This is a genomic window from Nioella nitratireducens (genome assembly GCF_001879715.1).
Taxonomy (GTDB): Bacteria; Pseudomonadota; Alphaproteobacteria; order Rhodobacterales; family Rhodobacteraceae; genus Nioella; species Nioella nitratireducens.
Genome location: NZ_MNBW01000008.1, coordinates 18,716 through 41,405, shown reverse-complemented (window position 1 = coordinate 41,405; position 22,690 = coordinate 18,716). Strand labels below are relative to the sequence as shown.

At 64.1% G+C, this 22,690-nt stretch carries 22 protein-coding genes and 1 riboswitch; of the genes, 12 read left to right on the top strand and 10 right to left on the bottom strand.

All coding sequences use genetic code 11. The features are described 5' to 3' along the window. Entirely contained in the window at positions 1-1,086 is a 1,086-nt protein-coding gene (gene zapE, locus BKY27_RS09440; protein ID WP_071674227.1) for a cell division protein ZapE, read from the top strand. A 15-nt stretch (positions 1,087-1,101) separates the two neighbouring features. Here zapE and BKY27_RS09435 read toward each other — a convergent pair whose 3' ends face one another. Together BKY27_RS09435 and BKY27_RS09430 are read right to left on the bottom strand one after the other, a co-directional pair. Beyond that, complete coding sequence (locus BKY27_RS09435) at positions 1,102-1,800, bottom strand: IclR family transcriptional regulator (RefSeq protein ID WP_071674226.1); 699 nt, start codon at positions 1,798-1,800, stop codon at positions 1,102-1,104. 63 nt (positions 1,801-1,863) lie between these two features. Then, entirely contained in the window at positions 1,864-2,244 is a 381-nt protein-coding gene (locus BKY27_RS09430; protein ID WP_071674225.1) for a hypothetical protein, read from the bottom strand. 68 nt (positions 2,245-2,312) lie between these two features. Continuing rightward, positions 2,313-2,528: riboswitch (cobalamin riboswitch) on the bottom strand. Between the two features lie 73 nt (positions 2,529-2,601). Between BKY27_RS09430 and BKY27_RS09425 the strand changes: the two genes are divergently transcribed. The 3 genes from BKY27_RS09425 to BKY27_RS09415 are packed head-to-tail and all read left to right on the top strand — an operon-like array spanning position 2,602 to position 6,685. Beyond that, complete coding sequence (locus tag BKY27_RS09425; RefSeq protein WP_071674224.1) at positions 2,602-3,261, top strand: ABC transporter ATP-binding protein; 660 nt, start codon at positions 2,602-2,604, stop codon at positions 3,259-3,261. Continuing rightward, the gene (locus BKY27_RS09420) at positions 3,262-5,658 is read left to right on the top strand and encodes an ABC transporter permease (RefSeq protein WP_071674223.1); all 2,397 of its coding nucleotides are present in this window, start codon (positions 3,262-3,264) and stop codon (positions 5,656-5,658) included. After that, positions 5,648-6,685 (top strand): lipocalin-like domain-containing protein, encoded by a 1,038-nt coding sequence (locus BKY27_RS09415; RefSeq protein ID WP_071674222.1) that lies wholly within the window; start codon positions 5,648-5,650, stop codon positions 6,683-6,685. Before BKY27_RS09420 ends, BKY27_RS09415 begins: the two co-directional genes overlap by 11 nt. A gap of 117 nt (positions 6,686-6,802) precedes the next feature. On the opposite strand, the gene BKY27_RS09410 is transcribed toward BKY27_RS09415, so the two are convergent. From BKY27_RS09410 to BKY27_RS09400, 3 genes are all read right to left on the bottom strand, one after another. Further along, entirely contained in the window at positions 6,803-8,083 is a 1,281-nt protein-coding gene (locus BKY27_RS09410) for a bifunctional folylpolyglutamate synthase/dihydrofolate synthase (protein WP_071674221.1), read from the bottom strand. Continuing rightward, complete coding sequence (gene accD / locus BKY27_RS09405; protein ID WP_071674220.1) at positions 8,076-9,035, bottom strand: acetyl-CoA carboxylase, carboxyltransferase subunit beta; 960 nt, start codon at positions 9,033-9,035, stop codon at positions 8,076-8,078. The genes BKY27_RS09410 and accD overlap by 8 nt, the downstream gene beginning before the upstream one ends. Positions 9,036-9,108: 73 nt before the next feature. Next, positions 9,109-9,999 carry a CPBP family intramembrane glutamic endopeptidase gene (locus tag BKY27_RS09400; protein WP_071674219.1) on the bottom strand — a complete coding sequence of 297 codons (891 nt, stop codon included), beginning with the start codon at positions 9,997-9,999 and terminating at the stop codon, positions 9,109-9,111. 126 nt (positions 10,000-10,125) lie between these two features. On the opposite strand from BKY27_RS09400, the gene ilvD reads away from it, so the two are divergent. From ilvD to BKY27_RS09370, 6 genes are all read left to right on the top strand, one after another. Next, positions 10,126-11,859 carry a dihydroxy-acid dehydratase gene (gene ilvD / locus BKY27_RS09395; protein WP_071674218.1) on the top strand — a complete coding sequence of 578 codons (1,734 nt, stop codon included), beginning with the start codon at positions 10,126-10,128 and terminating at the stop codon, positions 11,857-11,859. Beyond that, a complete protein-coding gene (locus tag BKY27_RS20240) occupies positions 11,840-12,601 on the top strand; it encodes a hypothetical protein (RefSeq protein WP_071674217.1) in 762 nt (253 codons plus the stop codon). The genes ilvD and BKY27_RS20240 overlap by 20 nt, the downstream gene beginning before the upstream one ends. A 52-nt stretch (positions 12,602-12,653) precedes the next feature. Continuing rightward, a complete protein-coding gene (locus tag BKY27_RS09385) occupies positions 12,654-13,406 on the top strand; it encodes a DUF6478 family protein (RefSeq protein ID WP_071674216.1) in 753 nt (250 codons plus the stop codon). A gap of 13 nt (positions 13,407-13,419) precedes the next feature. Then, positions 13,420-13,797: a hypothetical protein gene (locus BKY27_RS09380; protein WP_071674215.1), complete on the top strand. Its 378-nt coding sequence runs from the start codon at positions 13,420-13,422 to the stop codon at positions 13,795-13,797. An 87-nt stretch (positions 13,798-13,884) separates the two neighbouring features. Beyond that, positions 13,885-15,915 (top strand): NADPH-dependent 2,4-dienoyl-CoA reductase, encoded by a 2,031-nt coding sequence (locus tag BKY27_RS09375; protein WP_071674214.1) that lies wholly within the window; start codon positions 13,885-13,887, stop codon positions 15,913-15,915. Positions 15,916-16,176: 261 nt separating this feature from the next. Further along, positions 16,177-17,082 carry a LysR family transcriptional regulator gene (locus BKY27_RS09370; RefSeq protein ID WP_071674213.1) on the top strand — a complete coding sequence of 302 codons (906 nt, stop codon included), beginning with the start codon at positions 16,177-16,179 and terminating at the stop codon, positions 17,080-17,082. A gap of 65 nt (positions 17,083-17,147) precedes the next feature. Here BKY27_RS09370 and BKY27_RS09365 read toward each other — a convergent pair whose 3' ends face one another. From BKY27_RS09365 to BKY27_RS09350, 4 genes are read right to left on the bottom strand one after another with little or no spacing between them, the layout of a single operon-like run. Continuing rightward, positions 17,148-18,074: an OmpA family protein gene (locus BKY27_RS09365; protein WP_071674212.1), complete on the bottom strand. Its 927-nt coding sequence runs from the start codon at positions 18,072-18,074 to the stop codon at positions 17,148-17,150. Beyond that, the gene (locus BKY27_RS09360) at positions 18,071-18,646 is read right to left on the bottom strand and encodes a peroxidase-related enzyme (RefSeq protein WP_071674211.1); all 576 of its coding nucleotides are present in this window, start codon (positions 18,644-18,646) and stop codon (positions 18,071-18,073) included. The genes BKY27_RS09365 and BKY27_RS09360 overlap by 4 nt, the downstream gene beginning before the upstream one ends. A 3-nt stretch (positions 18,647-18,649) precedes the next feature. Further along, a complete protein-coding gene (locus BKY27_RS09355; RefSeq protein WP_071674210.1) occupies positions 18,650-19,369 on the bottom strand; it encodes a GNAT family N-acetyltransferase in 720 nt (239 codons plus the stop codon). After that, a complete protein-coding gene (locus tag BKY27_RS09350) occupies positions 19,366-20,094 on the bottom strand; it encodes a competence/damage-inducible protein A (RefSeq protein ID WP_071674209.1) in 729 nt (242 codons plus the stop codon). Before BKY27_RS09350 ends, BKY27_RS09355 begins: the two co-directional genes overlap by 4 nt. A gap of 47 nt (positions 20,095-20,141) precedes the next feature. On the opposite strand from BKY27_RS09350, the gene sfsA reads away from it, so the two are divergent. Continuing rightward, positions 20,142-20,840: a DNA/RNA nuclease SfsA gene (gene sfsA, locus BKY27_RS09345; protein ID WP_071674208.1), complete on the top strand. Its 699-nt coding sequence runs from the start codon at positions 20,142-20,144 to the stop codon at positions 20,838-20,840. A 15-nt stretch (positions 20,841-20,855) separates the two neighbouring features. Here the strand turns inward: sfsA and BKY27_RS09340 are convergent, their stop codons facing one another. Beyond that, positions 20,856-21,710: a mechanosensitive ion channel family protein gene (locus BKY27_RS09340; RefSeq protein WP_071674207.1), complete on the bottom strand. Its 855-nt coding sequence runs from the start codon at positions 21,708-21,710 to the stop codon at positions 20,856-20,858. A gap of 117 nt (positions 21,711-21,827) precedes the next feature. Between BKY27_RS09340 and map the strand changes: the two genes are divergently transcribed. After that, the gene (gene map, locus BKY27_RS09335; RefSeq protein ID WP_071674206.1) at positions 21,828-22,658 is read left to right on the top strand and encodes a type I methionyl aminopeptidase; all 831 of its coding nucleotides are present in this window, start codon (positions 21,828-21,830) and stop codon (positions 22,656-22,658) included. The last annotated feature ends 32 nt before the right edge of the window (positions 22,659-22,690 follow it).

The following is a 22,690-nucleotide window of genomic DNA, read 5'->3' as shown; positions in this document are numbered from 1 at the left end:
ATGTCACAGCATTTGCAAGCCATCTACGATACCCGCGTGGCCGAGGGTCTGTTGCGTCCTGATCCCGGCCAGCGAGAAGTTCTTCTGGTGCTCGAAGAGCTGCGCGAGAAACTGGAAGAGAGGCCCGCCAAACCGACGGGTTTCCTTGGCCGGTTCTTCAAACCGACGATGCCGGACGGTATGCGTGGTCTGTATCTGTGGGGCGGGGTCGGGCGCGGCAAATCCATGCTGATGGACCTGTTCTTTCAACATACCGGGATCACCCGCAAACGCCGCGTGCACTTTCACGGCTTCATGCAGGAAATCCAGACGGCCCTGCACGAGGCCCGCAAAACGGGTGTCGAGGATGCGCTGAAACCGGTCGCCGAGGCGGTGATCAAGGATGTCAGCCTGCTTTGCTTTGACGAGATGCAGATCACCGATATCACCGACGCGATGATCGTGGGCCGCCTGTTCGACCTGTTGTTCGAGGCCGGGGTCGTCGTGGTGACAACGTCCAACCGCCCGCCTGCCGACCTTTACAAGGATGGGCTGAACCGGCAGCTTTTCCTGCCCTTCATCGACCTGCTGAACGACACGCTGGAAGTGCACGAAATCGCCAGCCTGACGGACTACCGCCAAGACCGTCTGGCCGGAGAGCGGACGTATTTCGCCCCCGCCGATGCTGCCGCGCGCAAGGCCATAGACGAAATCTGGCGCGACCTGACCGGCGGCAAGAGCGAGGAACTGGTGCTGGAGGTCAAGGGCCGCGAGGTGCATCTGCCCAGCTATTGGGCGGGCATGGCGCGGGTGGATTTCTGGGATCTTTGCGGGCGTCCCCTTGGCCCAGCCGACTACCTTGCACTGGCGGGGGCGGTAAAGCTCCTGGTGCTGGAAAACGTGCCGCGTCTGGACAGTGGAAAATTTAACGAGGCCAAGCGGTTTGTGACCCTCGTGGATGCACTGTATGAAGCGCGCACGCGGGTCATCCTCTCGGCCGAGGATGAGCCGGAAAGGCTCTACCTCGAAGGATCGGGCAGTTTCGAATTTGAACGCACGGCCTCTCGGCTTAGAGAAATGCAGAGCGCTGATTGGGGTGCGGAATAGTCTCTAAACCCCATTTTAGAGACTGTTTTCACCCAGATCGCCAGACCGTAGCCGCAACGCGGCCGCGTGACTTTCCAACAGGTCGAGGGCGGCGGTCCGACGGTCCGCCGTAAACCGCGTGGTCAGCCCCGACACCGCCAAGGCGCCCAGCAACCGGCCATCGCCGTCATGGACCGGCGTCGCCACCGAGGCGATGTTGGGGTTGCGTCCGCCTTCAAGCGTCACGGACCCGGCCGGGGTGAAGGTGATCCCCTTCGGCACCTCTTCGCCAGCGGCCCGGCGCAGCACCATCGCAACCGACCCCCGATCCATCGGCAGCCGCATCCCTTCTTCCAGGTGATAGCGGATCAGGTTGGGTGAATTTTCCCGGTAGAGGCATACCCTGTCGTCACCCGCCTGGACGTAAAAGGATGCGGTTTCCCCGGTTTTTGCGACCAGATCGCGCAAGGCGGGGCGAATGATGGCGCCGTTCTGGTAATCCTGCCGAAAGATCAGCCCCAAGCGCCAGACCGACGCCCCGATTCCGAACCGCCCGTCTGCATCCCGCGTCAAAAACCCGTACAGCAACATAGACCGCGCCTGCCGCGAGACGGTGCTTTTGTGCAGGCCGGTTTCCTCGGCCAGTTCCGCCAGCGTCATGCGGCGGCGTTGGCTTGAAAAGGCCGACAGGATGGACATCGCCCGTTCGACTGAATCGATGCGTCCGTTTGGCATGGGCCCTCCTTTTCGCTGATCCGCAAAGAGTGCCAGCTTGGCCCGCGCTGTCCAGTGCCGTGTTCAGGCGTGTGCGTGGGCCGTCTCTGCCGTGCGGCGTTCGGCCACGATCATGGCGCGGGGGATGGGGCTGGATGGGATCGGCCCGCCGCCCAGAAATGCGTTGGCAAACGCCTGCAACTGATCCGGGTCTGCCCCCTGATCGACACCGCAAAAGACACTGATTTCCATTTTACAGAGACGATAAACCACATCACACGCGCCGCCATCGCAGCCCTCCAACGCGCCGTGGCCGGTCATCTCGAAAGTCTCATCCACTATCGCGCCGCTGGCCCGGATCGCCCCGGCCAGTTGCTTGGCCAGTTTCAGCCCGGCCAGACAGGGGCGCCCTGTCTTGGGGCAGGTCGTGCAGCTATAGGACATATCCTGTTCAGTCAGAATCATCGCGCCCTCCGCGCTTTGATGGACGGATCGGGAGGGTGCGAAACCCCCCTCGAAGGACACCCCGCCCTCGGGTTTGCAGTCTGATGGCAGGTCTCCTGACTTGCGGGTCGATGCGGTCCCCGTGCCTTCCCGGCCCGTCCCGGGGCCAGTGGCAATTGGTGGGGGCGCTCTCCGCTTACAGTTGCGGGGGCAGTTGCGGATTTGGGGGCAGACCCCGCACCGCATTCCCTTTTCATTTCCGTAGGGCTTTGACCCTTTGGAAAACCATCGTGGGGGAATCCTTGCGCCTCTCACTCGGCTTGGTCAACTTGAAACTGCCGCCCGGCGGCCAAGATCAGGGAAAAGGATGGTAGGCCAATGGTGCGCGTTGAAACTGTGAGCAAGACCTACCGCTCGGGCGAGGGCCCGGTGGCGGTTCTCAGCGACGTGTCGTTGTCCGTCGGCAGCAAAGAGACCGTGGCGCTGACCGGCGAAAGCGGATCTGGGAAAAGCACGCTGTTACACCTGATTGGAGGTCTGGACCTGCCGGATAAGGGGTCGATCACCCTCGACGGGCAAGAGATCACCGCCCTGGGCGACACCGCCCGTGCCACCGTGCGGCGCGATACGGTCGGGCTCGTCTTTCAGCAATTCAACCTCGTCCCGTCGCTGACCGTGGCGCAGAACATCGCCCTTCAGGCGCGGCTGGCCGGGCGTTTTGACGCCGCCCTGACGCAACGGCTGATCGACCGGCTCGGCCTGTCGGGGATGCAACAGCGCTATCCCGAGCAGCTTTCCGGCGGGCAACAGCAACGTGTCGCCATCGGACGGACGTTGGCCAACCATCCCAAGGTGGTGCTGGCCGATGAGCCGACCGGAAACCTCGACGAGGATACCGGTGATGCGGTCATGTCCCTGATGCTCGATCTGGTGGCCGAGTCCGGCGCGGCCCTGATCATGGCAACCCACTCCAACCGCCTCGCCGCGCGGTTTTCCCGGCGCGTGCATCTCAGCCGTGGCCGGTTGGAGGCTGCCTGAATGGCGCTGCTCACGCTCTTGTCCCATTGGCGGCGCCACCCCGGCCAACTGGTCACACTGATGCTGGGCCTCGCGCTGGCCACGGCCCTTTGGTCGGGCGTGCAAGCGATCAACGAGGAAGCCCGCCAAAGCTACGCCCGCGCCGCGGCCAGCGTGACGGCCCAAAGCTATGACCGGTTGGTGACGCCAGATGGCCAGCCCGTGCCGATGGCGGATTATATCGCGCTGCGCCGGGCTGGGTGGCTGGTGTCCCCGGTGATCGGCGGGCATGTGCAGATCGGAGCAGAGCGGTGGCGCTTGCTGGGGATCGACCCGCTGACGGCGCCGCAGGGTATCCTGCCACAGGCCGCCGGCGAGAGCCTTGTCGATCCGACCGCGTTCCTGACAGGGCCGGGGCAGGCCTTCGTCACGCCGGGGGTGAATATCGTCTCTGACCAACGGGAAATGCCGAATTTCGTGCCGGTTGAGGGGATCGCGCCGGGCCTCATCCTCACCGATCTGTCGGTGGCCGCGCGGCTTTTGGATCAGCAAGACCCTTCCTTCCTGACGATCCTGCCCGATCAACCCGCCGGCCTGCCCGCGCTGGCCGAGGTCACGTCCCTGACCCGACAGCAACCAAGTGAGGACCGCGACCTCTCGCGTCTGACGCAGAGCTTTCACCTAAACCTGACGGCTTTCGGCTTCCTGTCCTTTGCCGTGGGGCTGTTCATCGTGCATTCCACCATCGGGCTGGCCTTTGAGCAGCGCCGCCCGGTCTTTCGCACCCTACGCGCCCTTGGCCTGCCGCTTGGCCGCCTGGTCGGGGCCCTGATGGTCGAGGTTACGGGTATCGCCCTGATCGCCGGTTCGGTGGGCGTTTTTCTGGGATATTTCGTGGCGGCGGCGCTGCTGCCCGACGTGGCGGGCACGCTGCGCAGCCTATACGGTGCGGATATTGGCGGGTCACTGGCGTTCCGGCCACTTTGGGCCGGGGTCGGCCTGCTGATCGCGATGTTGGGGGCATGGCTGTCAGCGGCGCAGGCCGTGTGGAAAGTGGCGCGAATGCCCCTGCTCGCACCCGCGCAGCCTCGGGCCTGGGCCATGGCATCCGCCAAGGGGCGGCGTTGGCAGGTCGCCGGAGCGCTTGCCTTGTTCGGAACAAGCGGTGTCGCAGGGGCCACCGGGGGCAGCCTGATCGCTGGGTTTCTCTGCCTTGGGGCGCTGTTGCTTGGCGCGGCGCTGATGTTGCCGCCTGTGGTGTCCTTGATCCTTGCGGGGCTGTCGCGGATGGTGCGGGGCGCGTTGCCAGAGTGGATTTTGGCCGATACGCGCCAACAATTGCCCGGTCTGTCGCTGGCGCTTATGGCGCTGCTGCTGGCCCTGTCGGCCAATGTCGGGGTGTCCACGATGGTGGGATCGTTCCGGCAGACGTTCCTCGGTTGGCTCAACCAGCGGCTGGTGTCAGAGCTTTACGTCACCGCCGCCAGCAACGGGCAGGCCGAGGAGATCCGGGCCATGCTGGCCCCGATGGTCGATGCGACCTTGCCAATCGCCTACGCCGAGTCGCGGATTGCTGGCGCACCGGGCCGTGTTTACGGGGTGGCGGATCATGCCACCTATCGAGAGTATTGGCCCATGATAGTCTCTGTTCCGCATGTTTGGGATGCATTGGCAGCCGGACAGGTTGCCCTGATCAACGAACAGCTTTCCTTGCGCGAGGGGCTGTCGCCGGGTGATCCCGTGCGCTTGACGAATGGTCTGACCCTGCCGGTTGGCGGTGTCTACTCGGACTACGGGAACCCCACCGGACAGGCGATGATCGCCCTGTCCCTTTTGCGGGATCGGTTCGATGACGTGCAAGAGCAGCGCACCGCGATACGGATCGACCCGGAGCGGCGTGGCGCGGTGATCGCGACCTTGCAGGACCGCTTCGACCTGCCGGATGGGGCCGTTGTGGACCAAGAGCGGGTCAAACAGGCGTCGATTGATGTGTTCGACCAAACCTTTCGCGTCACCGGCGCGCTGAACGTGCTGACCTTGGCCGTCGCCGGGTTTGCACTGCTGGCGAGCCTGATGACCTTGGCAACCATGCGCCTGCCGCAGGTCGCACCGCTTTGGGCGCTTGGGCAGACACGGGCGCGGTTGGCGTGGATCGAACTGGGGCGCAGCCTTGGGTTGGTGTTGATCACCTGGGCGGTGGCCTTGCCCGTGGGGCTGGCGCTGGCGTGGGTGCTGCTGGCGGTGGTGAACGTGGTGGCCTTTGGCTGGCGGTTGCCGATGATGCTGTTTCCTCTGGATTGGGTGCGGTTGCTGGGGCTGGCCGTTCTGTCTTCGGCGCTGGCGGCGGCCTATCCCGCGCTCGGGCTTTTGCGGATGCCGCCCGCGCATTTGCTGAAGGTGTTTTCCAATGAACGTTAGGGTGCTGCTGCTGGCGATCTTCTGGGCAAATCAGGCTCTGACACAGGGGTTTTCGGGCCTTGGAACCGAGGCCGAGGGCTTTGCCATGCCTGACCCGCAGCATGTCATCAGCTTCCCGCAAGACCACGGTGCGCACCCGGATTTTCGCATTGAATGGTGGTATCTGACCGCGACGCTAGAGGGCGACGACGGGGCGCAATACGGGGTGCAATGGACCTTGTTTCGCAGCGCCATGCGGCCCGGTGAGGGAGAGGGGTGGCAGAGCCCGCAAGTCTGGATGGGTCATGCCGCTGTAACGAGTGCCGAAGAGCACCACGTGGCGGAGCGTCTGGCGCGCGGGGGGATTGGGCAGGCGGGGGTAATTTCCACGCCTTTTGAAACCTTTATCGACGATTGGCAGATGCTCGCAACGGGTGCGGGACTCGAAGATATGACGGTGCGGGCGCGGGGGGCTGATTTTGCCTATGACCTGGCGCTGCACGCGACCGGGCCCATCGTGTTGCAGGGCGACCGGGGCTATTCCGTGAAGTCACCGGGCGGGCAGGCAAGCCACTATTTTTCGCAGCCTTTTTATGAGGTTAGCGGTGTGGTGACTTTGCCGGATGGGCCGGTGGCGGTGACAGGGCAGGGCTGGTTGGATCGGGAATGGTCGTCACAGCCCTTGGCCGAGGATCAGAGCGGGTGGGATTGGTTCTCGCTCAGCTTTGACACGGGCGCGCGGTTGATGGGGTTCGGGCTGCGCGGGGCGGCGCTGTTCACTTCGGCCACGTGGATCGCACCGGACGGCACACCGACGCCTTACGGGGACGGGGCTTTGCAGCTAACCCCCTTGAATCACGTGGAAATAGAGGGACGAGAGGTGCCGACCGAATGGCGGGTCGCACTGCCGGTGAGGGGCGTTGACGTGACTGTCGAGGCGCTCAATCCGCAGGCGTGGATGGGGGTCAGCTTTCCCTATTGGGAAGGGCCGATTTCCATTGCGGGCAGCCACACGGGGCGCGGGTATCTGGAGATGACAGGATACTGAAAATGGGCGGTCGCCCCCCGTACACCCCCTGTGCACCCCCCGTACACCATGCGTACACCGAAAACGCGGGTTTCGGCGGGGGCGCCAGGTAAGGGCGCCACCCCGTTCAAGGGCACATCAGCCGTTTTGCTGAAGGACGATTCCGGCGAGGTAGAGCGAGCCGCAGATCAGGACGCGCGCGCCGGGATGTTGCGACAGGATCGCCCGGAGGGCGCTTTCCAGGTCATCGGCGGTCTCGGCGGTCAGGCCGGAGGCTCGGGCCTTGGCCACGGTCTCTGCCCCCGAGAGCGTGGCCGCCTGACCGGGGATCGACACGCCGTGCAGGCTGTCGGCCACACCGGCGAGGGGGCGCATGAAGCCGCCCACGTCCTTGGTGTTGAGCATCCCGCAGATCAGGTGCGTGGGTTTTTCCGGCAGGCGCGAGAGCGATTCGACGATGGCGAGGGCGGCGGCGGGGTTATGGCCGCCGTCAAGCCACAGGTCGCTGCCCGCGGCCTGTGCGATCTCGACCAGCGGGCCGGCCTTGAGCCGCTGCATCCGGGCGGGCCACTCTGCCTGAGTGACGGCGGCCTCGCAGGCTGTTTCATCGGAGCCAAGATGGCGCAGCGCGGCAAGCGTCGCGCCCGCGTTGACGATCTGGTGCCCGCCCACGAGGTTGGGCAGCGGCAGGTCGATGAGGCCGGTTTCGTCCTGAAAGATCAGGCGGCCGCGTTCTTCCCAGACATGCCAATGCTGGCCAAAGGCCAAAAGAGGCGCACCAAGGCGCTCTGCGCGGGCCTCGATCACCTCCAGCGCCTCATCCTGTTGCGGGCCGACCACGCAGGGCACGCCGCGCTTGATGATCCCGGCTTTCTCGGTGGCGATCTCGGCGAGGGTCTCGCCCAGGTATTGCTGATGGTCGAGGTCGATGGGCGTGAGGATCGTCAGGCGCGGCTGGTCGACCACGTTGGTCGCGTCAAGCCGCCCGCCAAGGCCGGTTTCCAGCAGGGTCCAGTCGGCGGGCGCGCGGGTGAATGCCAGCAGGGCTGCAGCGGTGGTGATTTCGAAATAGGTGATCGAATCGGGGCCGTTGGCCGCAAGGCATTCGTCGAGGATATCACTCAGCAGGTCTTCGTCGATCAAGGCGCCCGACAGCCGGATACGCTCGTGAAAGCGCGCCAGATGGGGCGAGGTGTAGACATGGGCCGATTGCCCGGCGCCCTCGATCCCCGCGCGCAGCATGGCGAGGGTGGAGCCCTTGCCGTTGGTGCCCGCGATATGTATCACCGGGGGCAATTTGGCCTCGGGGCGGTCAAGCGCTGCCAGAAGCCGGTGCATCCTGTCCAAGGTGAGGTCGATGATTTTCGGGTGCAGCGACATCATCCGGTCAAGGAGGATGTCGGACCGGGCCTCAGCCATCCTTGTCTGTCGCCTCATCCTGGGACGCCGGGGGCGTCACGTCTTGGGCCGGAGCGGGGTCATCGACGGGTTCGGGCGGCGGCAGGTCACCGCGCACGGCGGGCGGTTCGCCCAGCATCATGCGCAGGATGGTGACGAGTTCGTCCTTCATGTCCTTGCGATGTGTCACGCGGTCCAACATGCCGTGATCCAACAGGTATTCAGAGCGCTGGAAGCCTTCGGGCAGGGTTTCGCGGATGGTCTGTTCGATCACGCGGGCCCCGGCAAAGCCGATCAGGGCATTGGGCTCGGCGATCTGGACATCGCCCAACATCGCGTAAGAGGCGGTGACGCCCCCCGTGGTCGGGTGAGTCAGGACGACGATGTAGGGCAGGCCCGCTTCCTTGAGCATCTGCACGGCGATTGTCGTGCGCGGCATCTGCATCAGGCCGAGAATGCCCTCTTGCATCCGGGCACCGCCCGCGGCCGAGAACAGCACCAGCGGCAGTTTGCGTTCCACAGCGCGCTCGGCGGCTGCGAGGATGGCATTGCCGACATACATCGACATTGATCCGGCCATGAAGGAAAAGTCCTGCGCGGCTGCGACAATGCGGGTGCGACCGATCTCGCCCTCGGCGACCAGCATGGCCTCGGGCTCGCCGGTGGCGCGCTGCGCTGCGCGCAGGCGGTCGGGGTATTTCTTTTGATCGCGGAAATGCAGCGGGTCGGGCACCGGCACTGGCACCTGCACCTCGGAGAACACGCCTTGGTCGAAAAGCGCGGTGAACCGGTCGCGCGGGGTCAGCGCCATGTGGTGGTCGCAGCTGGGACAGACATTGAGGTTGTTGGTCAATTCCCTATGGAACAGCATCGTTCCGCATTCGGGGCATTTCGACCACAGATTCTCGGGCACCTCGCGGCGCGAGAAGAGCGAGTTGATCCTCGGGCGGACGTAATTGGTGATCCAGTTCATGCGTGATCCGATGCTGTCTGTCCTCGCTGTGCGAGATATGACGCATGGCCGGGAAATGCAATTGCGGCGTGGCTTAGCGGGCGTTTCTGGACAGGATAAAGCGGATCACGCCCCAGATCACCACGGTGGTGGCCATGTCGCGGGCCAGCAACGGGGCGAGGATACCCGCCTCGGCCGGGCCGAACGGCGTGGTGTAGAGCGCGAGACCCGAGAGCGAGCCGCTGAGCGCGACGACAAGGATCGCGGCGACGTTGTTGGCGAAGTGAAAGCCCCAGGCGGCACCGATGGAACCGGTGCGCGCGGTCAGGTCTGCGGCGCAGAGACCGAAAAGGCCCGTGGCCGCGACGGTGAGCCATGACAGAAGCGGGCCGTTGGACGGGTCGAAATGGGCCAGACCGAAAAGGGCCGAGGGCACCAGCATCCAGACCAGCGGCGAATGGAATCGGGCGGCGAGTTGTTGTTGCAGGTAGCCGCGGAAGAACAGTTCTTCCGCCAGCGTCTGCCCGAGGATCACCACGAGGGCCAGCGGCAGGAAGTTGAGCCACAAGCCGAGGCCGAGATTGGCGACGGGGGTGTAGCCGAACGGGATCAGTGACGAAAGGGCGAGAGCCACGCCACAGGCGAGGGCCGCGATGAAAAAGCCCCGGCGCAACCGGCGCAGACGGCCGAAAAGTGTCCAGACGCTGCGGCGGTGCAGGGCGCGGGTGGCGGCCATGGCGCCTAGCGCGAGGCCCCACAGCGTGCCGATCACCAGCAGCGCCGAGGTGGGCGTGTCGGCCATGGTCATGCGATTGATCCAGGCCGGGCCGCCCTCGATCCCGGCGACGAGGTAGACGAGCACGAAGAGGCCGATCACCCAGAGCGTGGATATCGCGCACGCCAGAAGAAAGCCCAGAACGAGCCGCCAGATTTGCGGATGCGCGCGCGCGGGCGCGACATAGGCGTCATGCGCGGGATAGATCATTGCTCGGGTCTGCCTGCTTTTTCTTTTCATCCTAACCCGGCGGGCGGTCTGCGGCAATCACGCTTGTGCGGTGGAGTCGCGGTCTCTATTCCTGTTGGAAACGACACCGAACAGAGGGATTTGACCATGCCGAAACACCCGATCGACAAGTCGAGCCTTCCCAGTCGGCACACCACAGTTGGCCCCGCCAAGGCGCCGCACCGGTCGTTTCTCTATGCCATGGGGCTGAGCGAGGAAGAGGTCGCGCAGCCCTTCGTCGGGGTCGCCACCTGCTGGAACGAGGCCGCGCCCTGCAACATCGCGCTGTCGCGGCAGGCGCAGTCGGTGAAGATGGGGGTGAAACACGCTGGCGGCACTCCGCGCGAGTTTACCACCATCACCGTGACCGACGGCATCGCCATGGGGCACGAGGGGATGCGCGCGTCGCTGGCCAGCCGCGATGCGATCACCGACACGGTGGAGTTGACCATGCGCGGACATTGCTATGACGCCCTTGTGGGGCTTGCGGGCTGTGACAAGAGCTTGCCGGGGATGATGATGGCAATGGTGCGACTGAACGTGCCGTCGGTGTTCATCTATGGTGGGTCGATCCTGCCGGGGCGGTTCAAGGGCAAGGACGTCACGGTGCAGGATGTGTTCGAGGCCGTGGGCCGCCATCAGGCGGGGGCCAATTCGGACGAGGAATTGCGCGCGCTGGAAAAGGTGGCCTGCCCCAGTGCCGGGGCCTGCGGCGGGCAGTTTACCGCCAACACGATGGCCTGTGTGTCCGAAGCCATCGGGCTTGCCTTGATGAATTCCTCGGGCGCGCCTGCGCCTTATGAAAGCCGGGATGCTTATGGCACGGCCTCTGGCGATGCGGTGATGACCCTGTTGGAAAAGAACATCCGCGCGCGGGATATCGTGACGTTGAAATCCTTGCAGAACGCCGCGCGGGTCGTGGCCTGCACCGGCGGCAGCACCAATGCCGGTTTGCACCTGCCTGCGATTGCGCATGAGGCGGGGATTGATTTCAACCTTCAGGATGTGTGCGAGATTTTCCACGACACGCCCTATTTCGTGAACCTCAAGCCGGGCGGCGAATACGTGGCCAAGGATCTGTACGAGGTCGGCGGCGTGCCGGTGGTCATGAAGGAGCTGCGCAAGGCAGGGCTGATCCATGAGGATTGCATGACGGCAAGCGGCCGGTCCTTGGGCGAAGAGCTGGACCGGATCGAGCGCCAGGCCGATGGCAAGGTGATTCACCCGATTGAAACGCCGTTGACCGCAACCGGCGGTGTCGTTGGGCTGATGGGCAACATCGCGCCCGATGGGGCCATCGTGAAAGTGGCCGGTATGAGTGCCGAGGATCAGGTCTTTACCGGTCCGGCCCGCGTGTTCGAGTGCGAAGAAGATGCCTTTGCGGCGGTCAAGGCACGATCCTACAAGGAAGGCGACGTGCTCGTCATCCGCAACGAAGGCCCCGCAGGCGGGCCGGGGATGCGTGAGATGCTGGCCACCACGGCGGCGCTGAGCGGTCAGGGCATGGGCAAGAAGGTTGCCCTGATCACCGATGGCCGGTTTTCCGGTGCAACGCGCGGGTTCTGCGTTGGTCACGTCGGGCCAGAGGCGGCCCATGGCGGGCCGATTGCCCTGTTGCAGGACGGCGACATGATCACCATCGACGCGATCAAGGGCGAATTGTCGGTGGCGCTGGGCGACGAGGATCTGGCCGCGCGGAAAGACGCATGGCCGGGACCGCGCGAGACGATTTATGGCTCTGGCGCATTGTGGAAATACGCCCGGCTCGTGGGGTCGGCAAAGTTTGGCGCCGTGACCCATCCCGGCGGAAAAGAGGAACGACATGCGTATATGGACCTCTAGGCCCGGTCTGGCCCTTGTTCTGTTGCTGGCGGGATGTGGCGGGTTTGGCCCCGTTGGATCACCGCCGGTGCGCGAGATGGCTGTGACGTCGGACCGGGTGATCGTGGCCGGACCGGACGGATTTTGTATCGACCCCGGTTCGACCCGCGAAAGCGAGGATTCGGCGTTTGTATTGCTGGGCAATTGCGCGGTGATCTCGAACCGGCGCAGTGCCGGGCAGCCCTCGGTCCGGGCGGTCCTGACGGCGTCGATTTCCGAAGCGGACCCGGAGCAAAGCCTGCGCGATGCAATCCCTGAACTGGATGCCTTTTTTTCTTCAGACGAGGGGCGGCAATTGCTGAGCCGGTCGGGCGAGGCTGACACGGTTGAATTGCTGGACAGTTTTCATCAGGGTGAAGTGTATTTCCTGCGTGCCCGCGACAGCAGCACCAGCGACTTGCAGGGCGTGTCGCATGATTACTGGCGGTCTTACCTGGACGTGGGCGACCGCATCGCAACCCTGACTGTGCTGGGGACCGAGGAAAGCCCGATCGACGCCGAGACCAGCCTTGGTACCTTGCGGTCCTTTACCGATGCGGTTCTGGCGGCCAATGATGGCGTGGGGGGCGCGCCCCCGGTCGCGGCGGCGCAGCCGAGACCGGCCCCGACCAGCCCCAGACCCGCGCCCGCGCCCGCCGCGGCGCCCGCCACGGGCGGAGCCCTCTGGAATATCGGCCTGTTTCGGAGAATAATGGGAAATTAACGACCGGCGGATAAGCCCGGCGGCATGTGTATTCAGGGGGTGGCCTACGGCCATGAGCGGTTTTCTTGAAAAGAGGTTGTTGCAAGGATCCGTTCAGCGCTGGCAAGCGCTGGCCGATCGGGCGGAGCGCCTGCCGGCGAGCGAGCTTGAGCAACTGGATCGCACGGCGCGGCGGCTGCGGCGCAAGCTTGACCGGTTTTCCGCCGCTGCCGAAAATGCCCATACCGTCGACCCTGCTGCCGGAATCGTGCGCCCCGATCAATGTGATTGGGCGTGGCGACCGTCGCCATGGATCGACCGCCGCGACCCGCGCGGGATCGTGGAACTGGCCTCGCCTTATCACCTGTCGGACCACGTGACGTTGTTTCACGACTGCGCCCAATCCGAGATTACCTTGCGCCAGACCCGTGGCGGATGGGACAGTGCCGCGCCCTATGCCGTGGCGCTGGACGTCTTGCGCTTTGACGGGTCGTTTCTGTCGCTGGTGCTGTCCTTGCCGCCCGAGGGGATTTCCGGCCTGACCCGGAACCACTTTTACAGCGTGCGGTGCCGGATCAAACGGGAAAACCCGATCGAGCTTTATGCGCGGTTGAACGTGCAGCATGGGCCGAACACCGAACAGATGGTGCGGCAGGTCGAGATTCGGGATGGGGACGGGCTGGCCGAGTTCGATCTGGCCTATTCCAACATCAACGAAAAGCGGGTCGAAAAGGTGTGGATCGACGTGATATTCGACAACCCGGCGATGAACCGGGTCGAGCTTTCCGACCTGACCTTGACCCGCGCGCCGCGCGCTGACCTGTAAGGAGACCAGCCAGATGCCGGACACCACCCTGCGCAAGACACGCCTCGCCGCGGGCCGCTACGAGGGGCTGTTGAACGCCTTGGGCAAGCCGCCGGTGGTAGAGGCGGTGCATGTGGACAAGGTGATCGGCACGCTCGATCTGGTCGAGATGGACGGGCATCCGGGCCATTTCCTTGCGTCTTTCGAGCTGCCGGTTTCGGTGCTGTCGGACGGGGTGCAGACAGTCCGATTTCGCAGCGCGGCCAGTGGCAACGTGTTGGATCGGGTGACATTCCTGACCGGCGAGCCGCTGGAGGAAGACATTCGGGCCGAAGTGGAGTTTTTGCGGGAAGAGCTGGAACTGCTCAAACGTGCCTTTCGCCGTCATTGCACGGAAACCGGAACTGACTGACGTTTCGGCAGGCTCGCGCATGACGCGGCGTAGCAGGTGACAGGGTCTGCGCCCTTCGCCATTTTTCTGGCCGGGAGGTCGCCAAGCATGATTCAGGAACATTACCCACATATGCTGGCCCCGCTGGACCTGGGCTTCACGACACTGAAGAACCGGGTGCTGATGGGGTCCATGCATACCGGGCTGGAAGAAACCAAGGACTGGCCGCGCGTGGCCGCGTTCTATGCCGAACGGGCGCGTGGCGGTGCGGCGCTGATCGTGACGGGGGGGATGGCCCCGAACAACGAAGGTGGCGTCTTTCCCGGTGCGGCGGGGCTTTATACGGAACAGGACATTGCCAATCACCGGGTGGTGACGGATGCGGTGCACGATGCGGGCGGCAAGATCGCCATGCAGATCCTGCATGCGGGGCGCTATGCCTATGGGCCGGATTGTGTGTCGGCCTCGCCCATCAAATCGCCGATCTCGCCCTTCCCGCCGAAAGAGCTGGACGAGGACGGGATCGAGAAGCAGATTGCCGATATCGTCACCGCGGCCGTGCGCGCCCAAGAGGCGGGGTATGATGGCGTCGAGGTGATGGGATCAGAGGGCTATTTCCTCAACCAGTTCATCGTCAAACATACCAACAAGCGGACCGACCGGTGGGGCGGCAGCTATGAAAACCGCATTCGCCTGCCGCTGGCGGTGGTGGCCCGCGTGCGAGAGGCCGTTGGGCCGGAGTTCATCCTGATCTACCGGTTGTCGATGATCGACCTCGTTCCCGATGGCTCGACCACGGACGAGGTGATTCATCTGGCGCAGGAAGTTGAAAAGGCGGGTGCCACGATCATCAACACCGGCATCGGTTGGCACGAGGCGCGCATTCCCACGATCGCCACCAGTGTGCCACGCGCGGCCTTCGCGTGGGTCACCAAGAAGCTGATGGGCAAAGTGGGGATACCGGTCATCACCTCGAACCGGATCAACACGCCCGAGGTCGCCGAGGACGTGCTGGCCACGGGCTGCGCCGACATGGTGTCGATGGCGCGCCCGTTCCTGGCCGACGCGGCCTTCGTGCAGAAGGCAGCCGAGGGCCGGGCCGAGGAAATTGCGCCCTGTATCGCCTGCAACCAGGCCTGTCTGGATCATACTTTCGGCGGCAAGCTGACCTCGTGCCTCGTCAATCCGCGCGCCTGCCACGAGACAGAGCTGGTGGTTACGCCAACCGATACGCCGAAACGCATTGCCGTGGTGGGGGCGGGCCCGGCGGGCCTGTCGACCGCGATCACGGCTGCGGAACGGGGGCATGACGTCAGCCTTTTCGACGCGGCGGGCGATATCGGCGGGCAGTTGAACATGGCTCGAAAGGTGCCGGGCAAGGAAGAGTTCGACGGGCTGGTCGATTGGTTCCGCACCATGCTGCGCGAAACCGGCGTGACGGTGCATCTTGGCCGGACGGTCGGGCCAGAAGACCTGACGGCATTCGATGAGGTGATCGTGGCCACCGGCGTGTCGCCGCGCGATCCGCGGATCGACGGACAGGACGGGCCGAACGTGCTGAGCTATGTCGACGTCCTGTCGGGCGCGGCCCCGGTGGGGGATCGCGTGGCCATCATCGGTGCAGGCGGGATCGGCTTTGACGTGGCCGAGTATCTGGTGACAGAGGACAGCCCGACCGAAAGCCTGCCCGACTGGATGCGTGAGTGGGGCGTTGCAGACCCGGCGCAAGCGCGGGCCGGTCTGTCGCCCGATGGGCCGCAACCCGACGCCCCCGCGCGCAAGGTGGTGCTGTTGCAACGCAAGGCGGAACGCGTGGGCAAGCGGCTTGGCAAGACCACGGGCTGGATTCACCGCGCGGCGCTGCGGATGAAGGATGTCGAGATGATCGGCGGCGTGACCTACGAGCGGATCGACGACAAGGGGCTGCATGTGAGCTTTGGCGAGGCGCGGGAAAACCCGACATTGATCGAGGCGGATACAATCGTTCTGTGTGCCGGACAGGTGCCGAACCGCAGCCTCGGCGACGCGCTGGAGGCGGCGGGTATGTCGGTGCATGTCATCGGCGGCGCGGATGTGGCTGCCGAACTGGACGCCAAGCGCGCGATCAACCAGGGGGTGCGGCTGGCGGCGGCGCTCTGACACGTTGGGGACCGGCGCCGAATGGTGGCGATCCCTGCGCAGGGAGTATGGCCCACCCCGCGCCTTTCATAAGCCTGCCGACAACAAAACCTTTGCTATCGCCACATTGTCCACAACTGCATGACAATGTGGCGCGTCATCTGTTTCCCTGCCCTTAACGATCCGCTGTATTACCCGGCTTTGGCCTGTTGCGTTCCCCAATCGCGCCGCATTTGGAAACGATACCGTTGGGGAGATGAGTATAAGCATACAGGTGACCCAATGGACCGTTTGACGGAAATGGAAGCCTTCGCCACCGTGGTGGATCAGGGGGGATTCACGGACGCGGCCAAGAAAATGGGCATTTCCAAATCGGCAGTGTCAAAGCATGTGTCGAGCCTTGAGACCCGCCTTGGTGCGCGGCTGTTGAACCGCACGACGCGGCGGGTCAGCCCGACCGAGATCGGTTTGGCCTATTACGACCGCGCCCGACGTGTCTTGAACGATGCCGGAGAGGCAGACGCGCTGGTGACGGCGATGCAATCCGCGCCTTCGGGCATGTTGCGAGTGTCGGTGGCCACCGATTTCGGGGTCAATCACCTCTCGCCAATCTTGGGCGAATTCCTGCATGCCTATCCCGATATCACCGTGAACATGGTGCTTAACAATCGCTATGTAGAGCTGATTTCCGAAGGCTTCGACATGGCAATCCGGGTGGGTGAGCTGGAAGACAGCACATTGCGGGCCCGCAAGCTGACGGAAACCACCAAGCGGATGATCGCCAGCCCGAGCTATTTCCAGCAATTTGGCCGACCCGAGCGGATCGACGATCTGAACGACCACAAGCTGCTGCACTATTCCAACCAGGCGGCGGGGAACGTTTGGAAAATCACGGCCCCCTCTGGCGAAAAGCGTCAGGTGCGCACGGCGGGGTCGCTGACGGTGAATGACGGGCAATCGCTGCTCAACGCCGCCATCGGCGGGCTGGGGATCGCCTACCTGCCGAGCTTCCTGTATGCCGAACCGATGCGGCAGGGCCTTCTGGAAGACGCCATTCCAGATCTGCCGGAAGAGGTGCAGGGCATTTACGCGGTCTATCCGCCGGGCCGCTACACGCAACCCAAGGTGCGCGCTTTCATCGACTTTCTCGTCGAGCAGTTCAAGGATGTCGGCCCGCAGGACTGGTAAGGCCGACCCCTTCCCAACGTTTCAATATCCATGCCACCCCCCTGCCTTGTCCGGGCGGGGGCACCTTAGCGGGTTGAGGTGATCACCACCTCGACCCGCCTGTTTTGTTGCCGGCCCTCGTCGCTGCTGTTGTTGGCGCGTGGGGCGAGATAACCCACGCCTTCCGCTGCCAGTTGCGCACCATCCGCGCCAAGCGTCTCGATCATGTAGCGTCGCACCGCTTCGGCCCGAGCACGGCTGAGGGCGATATTGCCGTCCAGCGACCCTTCGGCATCGGTGTGGCCAACCAGAACCACCCGTGTATCGGGGTTGTCGGCCAGATAGCCCGCCAGATCGACCAGTGACGGATACTCGCCAAGCGACAGGGTCGCCGACCCGGTGGCAAAGCTGAGATCGCCCAAGGTCGCGCGGCCATCAAGCGCAAGGCTTTCGCGCAAATCCTGAATTTCGGCACCGTTGGGCGAGCGGGTGGACACGGCCACATCCACCGGTTCCATGCTGGCCGGGCTGATGCGGACCATGTGGACATACCCACGATTGCCGCCGCGAGAGGTCAGAAGACCGATATATTCATCGCCCTCGTCGCTCGGCAGTCGTGCCACCAGATAGGCGAAGTCGCCAAGGTCCACATGCATCGTCGGTTCCGGCGTTACATCCATGGCAAAGCGGAAATCGAAGCCGCCGCAGAGCGTGGCGTCACAGGCAAAGACGGGCTGGTAGCCCTGTTCCTCCAACTGGCTGCGCAGATGGGCCATCAACTGCGCGCTGTTGCCGCCATAGTCGGCGATCTGCCAGACCGAACGGCTGAGCGCGCCCTGAACTGTCTGCATCTCGGCCCCGCCATCTACCCATGGCGAGACCGGCAGGCTGTAATTCGTGGCGCTCTCATCTTCCTCATGCGACAGCTCGGCCACGCCGGGCATGTCGAGTTGCAGCGCCTGCGCGGGCAGGGCGGCCAGCAGAGAAAGGGATATGAGCGCCGCGCGGATCACCGGTTCTGGCCGTGGTACTCGTCATTGGGCCGCATATCGACGGCCGAGGCATGGCGGTTGGTCATGTTGAAAAAGGACGCGACCGAGGCGATGTCCCAGATATCCTTGTCCGAGAAGCCCACGTCGCGCAATTCCTGACGATCGGCCTCTTCGATCTTGTAGCTCGCCTCGGTCATCTTGACCGCGAAATCCAGCATGGCGCGTTGCTTGGGCTCCAGATCGGCGACGCGGTAGTTCATCACCAGCATTTCGCCAAGGATCGGGTCGCCCGACAGCGCCCGCACGGCCTGACCATGGGCGGTGAGGCAGTAGAAGCACCGGTTCACCGCCGACACCACCACGGCGATCATCTCGCGTTCCAGCTTGGTCAGGGTGCTGTCGCCCAGCATCAGGTCATTATACATCGCCGTAAAGGCGTTGAGCTTGTCCGCGTCGAACGCGTAGGCGGCCAGCACGTTGGGGATCAGCCCCAGCTTGTCGTCACAAATGTCAAAATATTTCTGCGTCGCCTCTGGCAGCGGGTCCATCGGCGGCAGGTCGAGTGCGGTGCTCTTCGGGTTCGGTTTAGCCAAGTCTCAGCCCTTCTTGATGCGATAAAAATAGTCAGTCACCGGGGTCATTCCCAGAGCTCGGTAGAGACTTTGGGCGGGTTTGTTTGCTTTGACAACCAAAACGGCAAGATCCCGCGCACCGTGGCGGGCCGCCCAGTTGGCCGCGCCCTGCATCATCACCCGCCCGATGCCCTGACGCCGGGCTGTCGAGGCGACCTCCAACCCGTGCAGCATGGCGGTGCCATCATGAATGGCGACAAACGCGGTCGCGGCTGCGTGGTCGTCATGGCGACCGAGCAGGGCTGTTTTCGGGCCTTGGGCACGTTGCATCACGGCAAGACGCGCGGGGCCGATGCCGCCCGTGGCCCAGATTTCCGTCTGCACGGCCAGCGGCGGCCAGCAGGGGATGGCGGCCAGCCGATGCAGATCGGCGGTCAGCGCCTCGACCGGGCAGGCGAGCAGGTCGACCGGGTCGACCACCTCATAGCCGCGCGCCGCAAGGGCAGAGTCAAGCGCGGTCTCCTCGGGGCGTAGTTGGAACAGCAGGTCTTGTCCCAGATCGCGGCAAGCGGCCTCGGCCTGCGGTATGTCCGTGGGGGTCCAGCCGGGCAGGGGAGTGACGGCAGACACACGCTTGCCGCCGCCCTTGCCATCCCGCACCAGCCATGGGCCAATCCGCCGGGTTTCAGCGGCGGGCCAGGTGGCCTCGACGGTATCGAAAAGCGCCTGAGCCGAGACGGTCATTCGGACCCCGGGAAGAGCGCGGCGAGGGCCGTGATCACCGCGTCGATCCGGGCCCCATCCGTGCCCCGCACCACGATGTTGGACCCATACGCCCCGTCGCGGATAAAGGGATAAGAGCCGATGGACAGGTCCGGGTAGTCTTCGGCCAGATTGCTCAGCGGCCCCGCGATGTCGCCCTCGCCGCGCTGAATGCAGAGGGTTTGGGACATGACCGGCGCGCCACCGGCCAGTGTCGGCACGATCGAGGCGACCATCGCCTCGAAGACCGAGGGCACCCCGGCCATGACATGGACATTTTGCAGCGTGAAACCGGGCGCGGCGGAAACGGGGTTGTCGATCAGGATCGCGCCGTCGGGGATGCGGGCCATGCGCAGGCGGGCCTCGTTCATCTCGCGCCCCGAACGGTCATAATGGGCCTGAAGGATCGCGCGGGCATCGTCGCGCACGCCGATGGGCGTGTCGAAAGCAGCGGCCACGGCCTCGGCGGTGATGTCGTCATGGGTGGGGCCAATGCCGCCCGATGTGAACAGGTGATCGTAGGCCGCGCTCAGCGTTTGCACCGTCGAAATGATGACGTCCCGCTCATCGGGGATCATCCGCGCCTCGCGCAGGTCGATGCCATGGGCGGTCAGTTGCTTGGCGAGGTGGTTCATGTTGGAATCGCGCGTGCGACCAGAGAGGATTTCGTCTCCGATCACCAGCATGGCGGCGCTTGGGTTTGTCATTCTCGCTCGTCCTTGCCTCAGTCTGGCCTCAGGTATAGGCCCGGGCCATGCGCTTTCAAACCCCCCTTGTCCCCGCTCGGCTGATCCGTCGCTACAAGCGTTTCCTCGCGGATTGCGACCTGGAAAGCGGCGGCGAGATCACCGCCCACTGTGCCAATCCCGGCAGCATGTTGGGGCTGGCCGAACCGGGGATGCGCGTCTGGCTGGAGCCTAATGACGACCCGAAAAAGAAGCTGAAATTCGGCTGGCGGCTGGTGGACCATGGAGAAGGGCATTTCACCGGCGTCGATACATCGGTGCCCAACCGGATGCTGCGCGCGGCGCTGGAGGCGGGGCAGGTCGCGGGGCTGGACGGGTATGAGATCGTGCGGCCCGAGGTGAAATACGGTCAGAACAGCCGGATCGACTTCCTGCTGTCCGGCCCCGGCCGGCGGGATGCCTATGTCGAGGTGAAGTCGGTGACGCTGAGCCGTGAGCCGGGGCTGGCCGAATTTCCAGACAGCAAGACGGCGCGCGGCGCGAAGCATCTGGGCGAGCTGTCCGCGATGGTTTCAGAAGGGCACCGGGCCGTGATGCTCTACCTCGTCCAGCGCACCGATTGCGACCGGTTCGCCGTCGCCGGGGACATCGACCCCGTCTATGCGGCGGCCTTTGAACAGGCCCGGATCGCCGGGGTAGAGGCGCTGTGTTTCGATTGCAGGATCACCCCCGAAGAGGTGACCCTTGGTCGTGAAATCAGGCTCTAAAGCGCCGAATAGAGCCTATTCCGAGACTTGAATGAGCGTCTGCGTGGGGAACGGGATGTCGATCCCGGCCTTGTCCAGCCCTTCCTTCACCTTGCGCTTCATATCCGCCTCGAAGGAAAACTTGTCGGAGGATTTGCACCAGACCCGCACAAGGAAATCGACCGAGCTGTCGCCGAGGTTGTTCACCTGGCAGAACGGTTCAGGGTCGGTCAGGGCACGGGGGTCGGACAAGATCGCGTCGCGGATCACCTGTTCCGCCGTGGCGAGGTTCGAGCCGTAGGAGACGCCAAAGGTCCATTCCGCCCGGCGGGTGTCATAGACCGAGTAGTTGGTGATGACGCTGCCCCAGACGCTGGCGTTCGGGATGATGATCTGCACGTTGTCGAGGCTGGCAAGCTCGGTCGTGTTCAGCGTGATGTCCTTCACCGTGCCGGATTGCCCCGCAATAGTGACGAAATCGCCCAGCTTGATAGGCCGAAAGATGATGATCATTACCCCGGCGGCAAGGTTCGACAGCGTGCCCTGCAATGCCAGGCCAATCGCCAGACCGGCAGCACCGATTGCGGCGATCATCGAGGTGGTCTGGATGCCGAAGGTGTTGAGCACAATCAGCGCCGCGAAGATCAGCACGATGTAGCGGACGAGATTGCCGAGAAAGGTGAACAGCGTGTCATCCATCTGTTCGCTGGCCAGCGCGATTCTGATGATCTTGCGCTTGAGCCAGCCGCCGATGATGAAGGCCGCGATCAGAATGAGGATCGCGGCAAAGACACTGCCGAACAGCTGCGTCAGGAAATCCAGTGTCAGGAGATCGCCAACGGTGCGGCCCCCGCCGATGTCGGTTTGTAAAAAGGTAGATAGAGCGTTCATTTGGTCTTGGTCCTGTTCGAATGCGCGTGGCCCCACAGCTAGCCCAACTCGGCCCCGGCGGCAAATCGGCTCGCCCTCTGGCATCTGGGGCGATCCTGTCTTAGGTTGCAGCCCGATATGGCCCAAGGAGCGACTGAGTTGGACAAGTTCGACGGCCGTCTGACCAAGGACGGCATCCGCATTCATAGTGACGGCGATTTTGCAGGGATGCACAAGGCCGGGGCGCTGGCTGCGCGCATCCTCGATGACATCATCCCGATGATCGAACCGGGCACGACGACCGAGGCCATCGACGCCGAAATCGAACGCCGTGTGACCGAGGCCGGGGCGACATCGGCCACGATCGGCTACAAGGGCTATCAGCACGCGTCCTGCATTTCCGTGAACCATGTTGTCTGTCATGGCATTCCGGGGCCCAAGACGCTCAAGGATGGTGACATCCTGAACATCGACGTCACCGTGATCGTCGATGGCTGGTTCGGGGACACAAGCCGGATGTATGTGGCGGGCAAACTGGGCCGTAAGTCTGAGCGATTGATCGAAATCACCCATGATGCCCTGTTCAAGGGGATCGAGGCGGTCAAGCCTGGCAACACGTTTGGCGACATCGGCTTTGCCATCCAAAGCTTTGTGGAAGGCCACCGCATGTCGGTTGTCCGCGATTTCTGCGGTCACGGTCTGGGGCAGGTGTTTCACGCGCCGCCCAACGTTCTGCACTACGGTCGCGCGGGCACCGGGCCGGTGCTGGAGGAGGGCATGTTCTTTACCATCGAACCGATGGTGAACCTGGGCCGCCCCGAAACCAAGGTTCTGGCCGATGATTGGACAGCGGTGACCCGCGACAAGAGCCTGTCTGCACAATTCGAGCATTCCATCGGTGTTACGGCGGACGGGTGCGAGATCTTTACCCTGTCCCCGGCGGGAAAATTCCACCCGACCTACGGCTGACCCCATCCGTTTGACCCTGCCCTTGGGCGCGC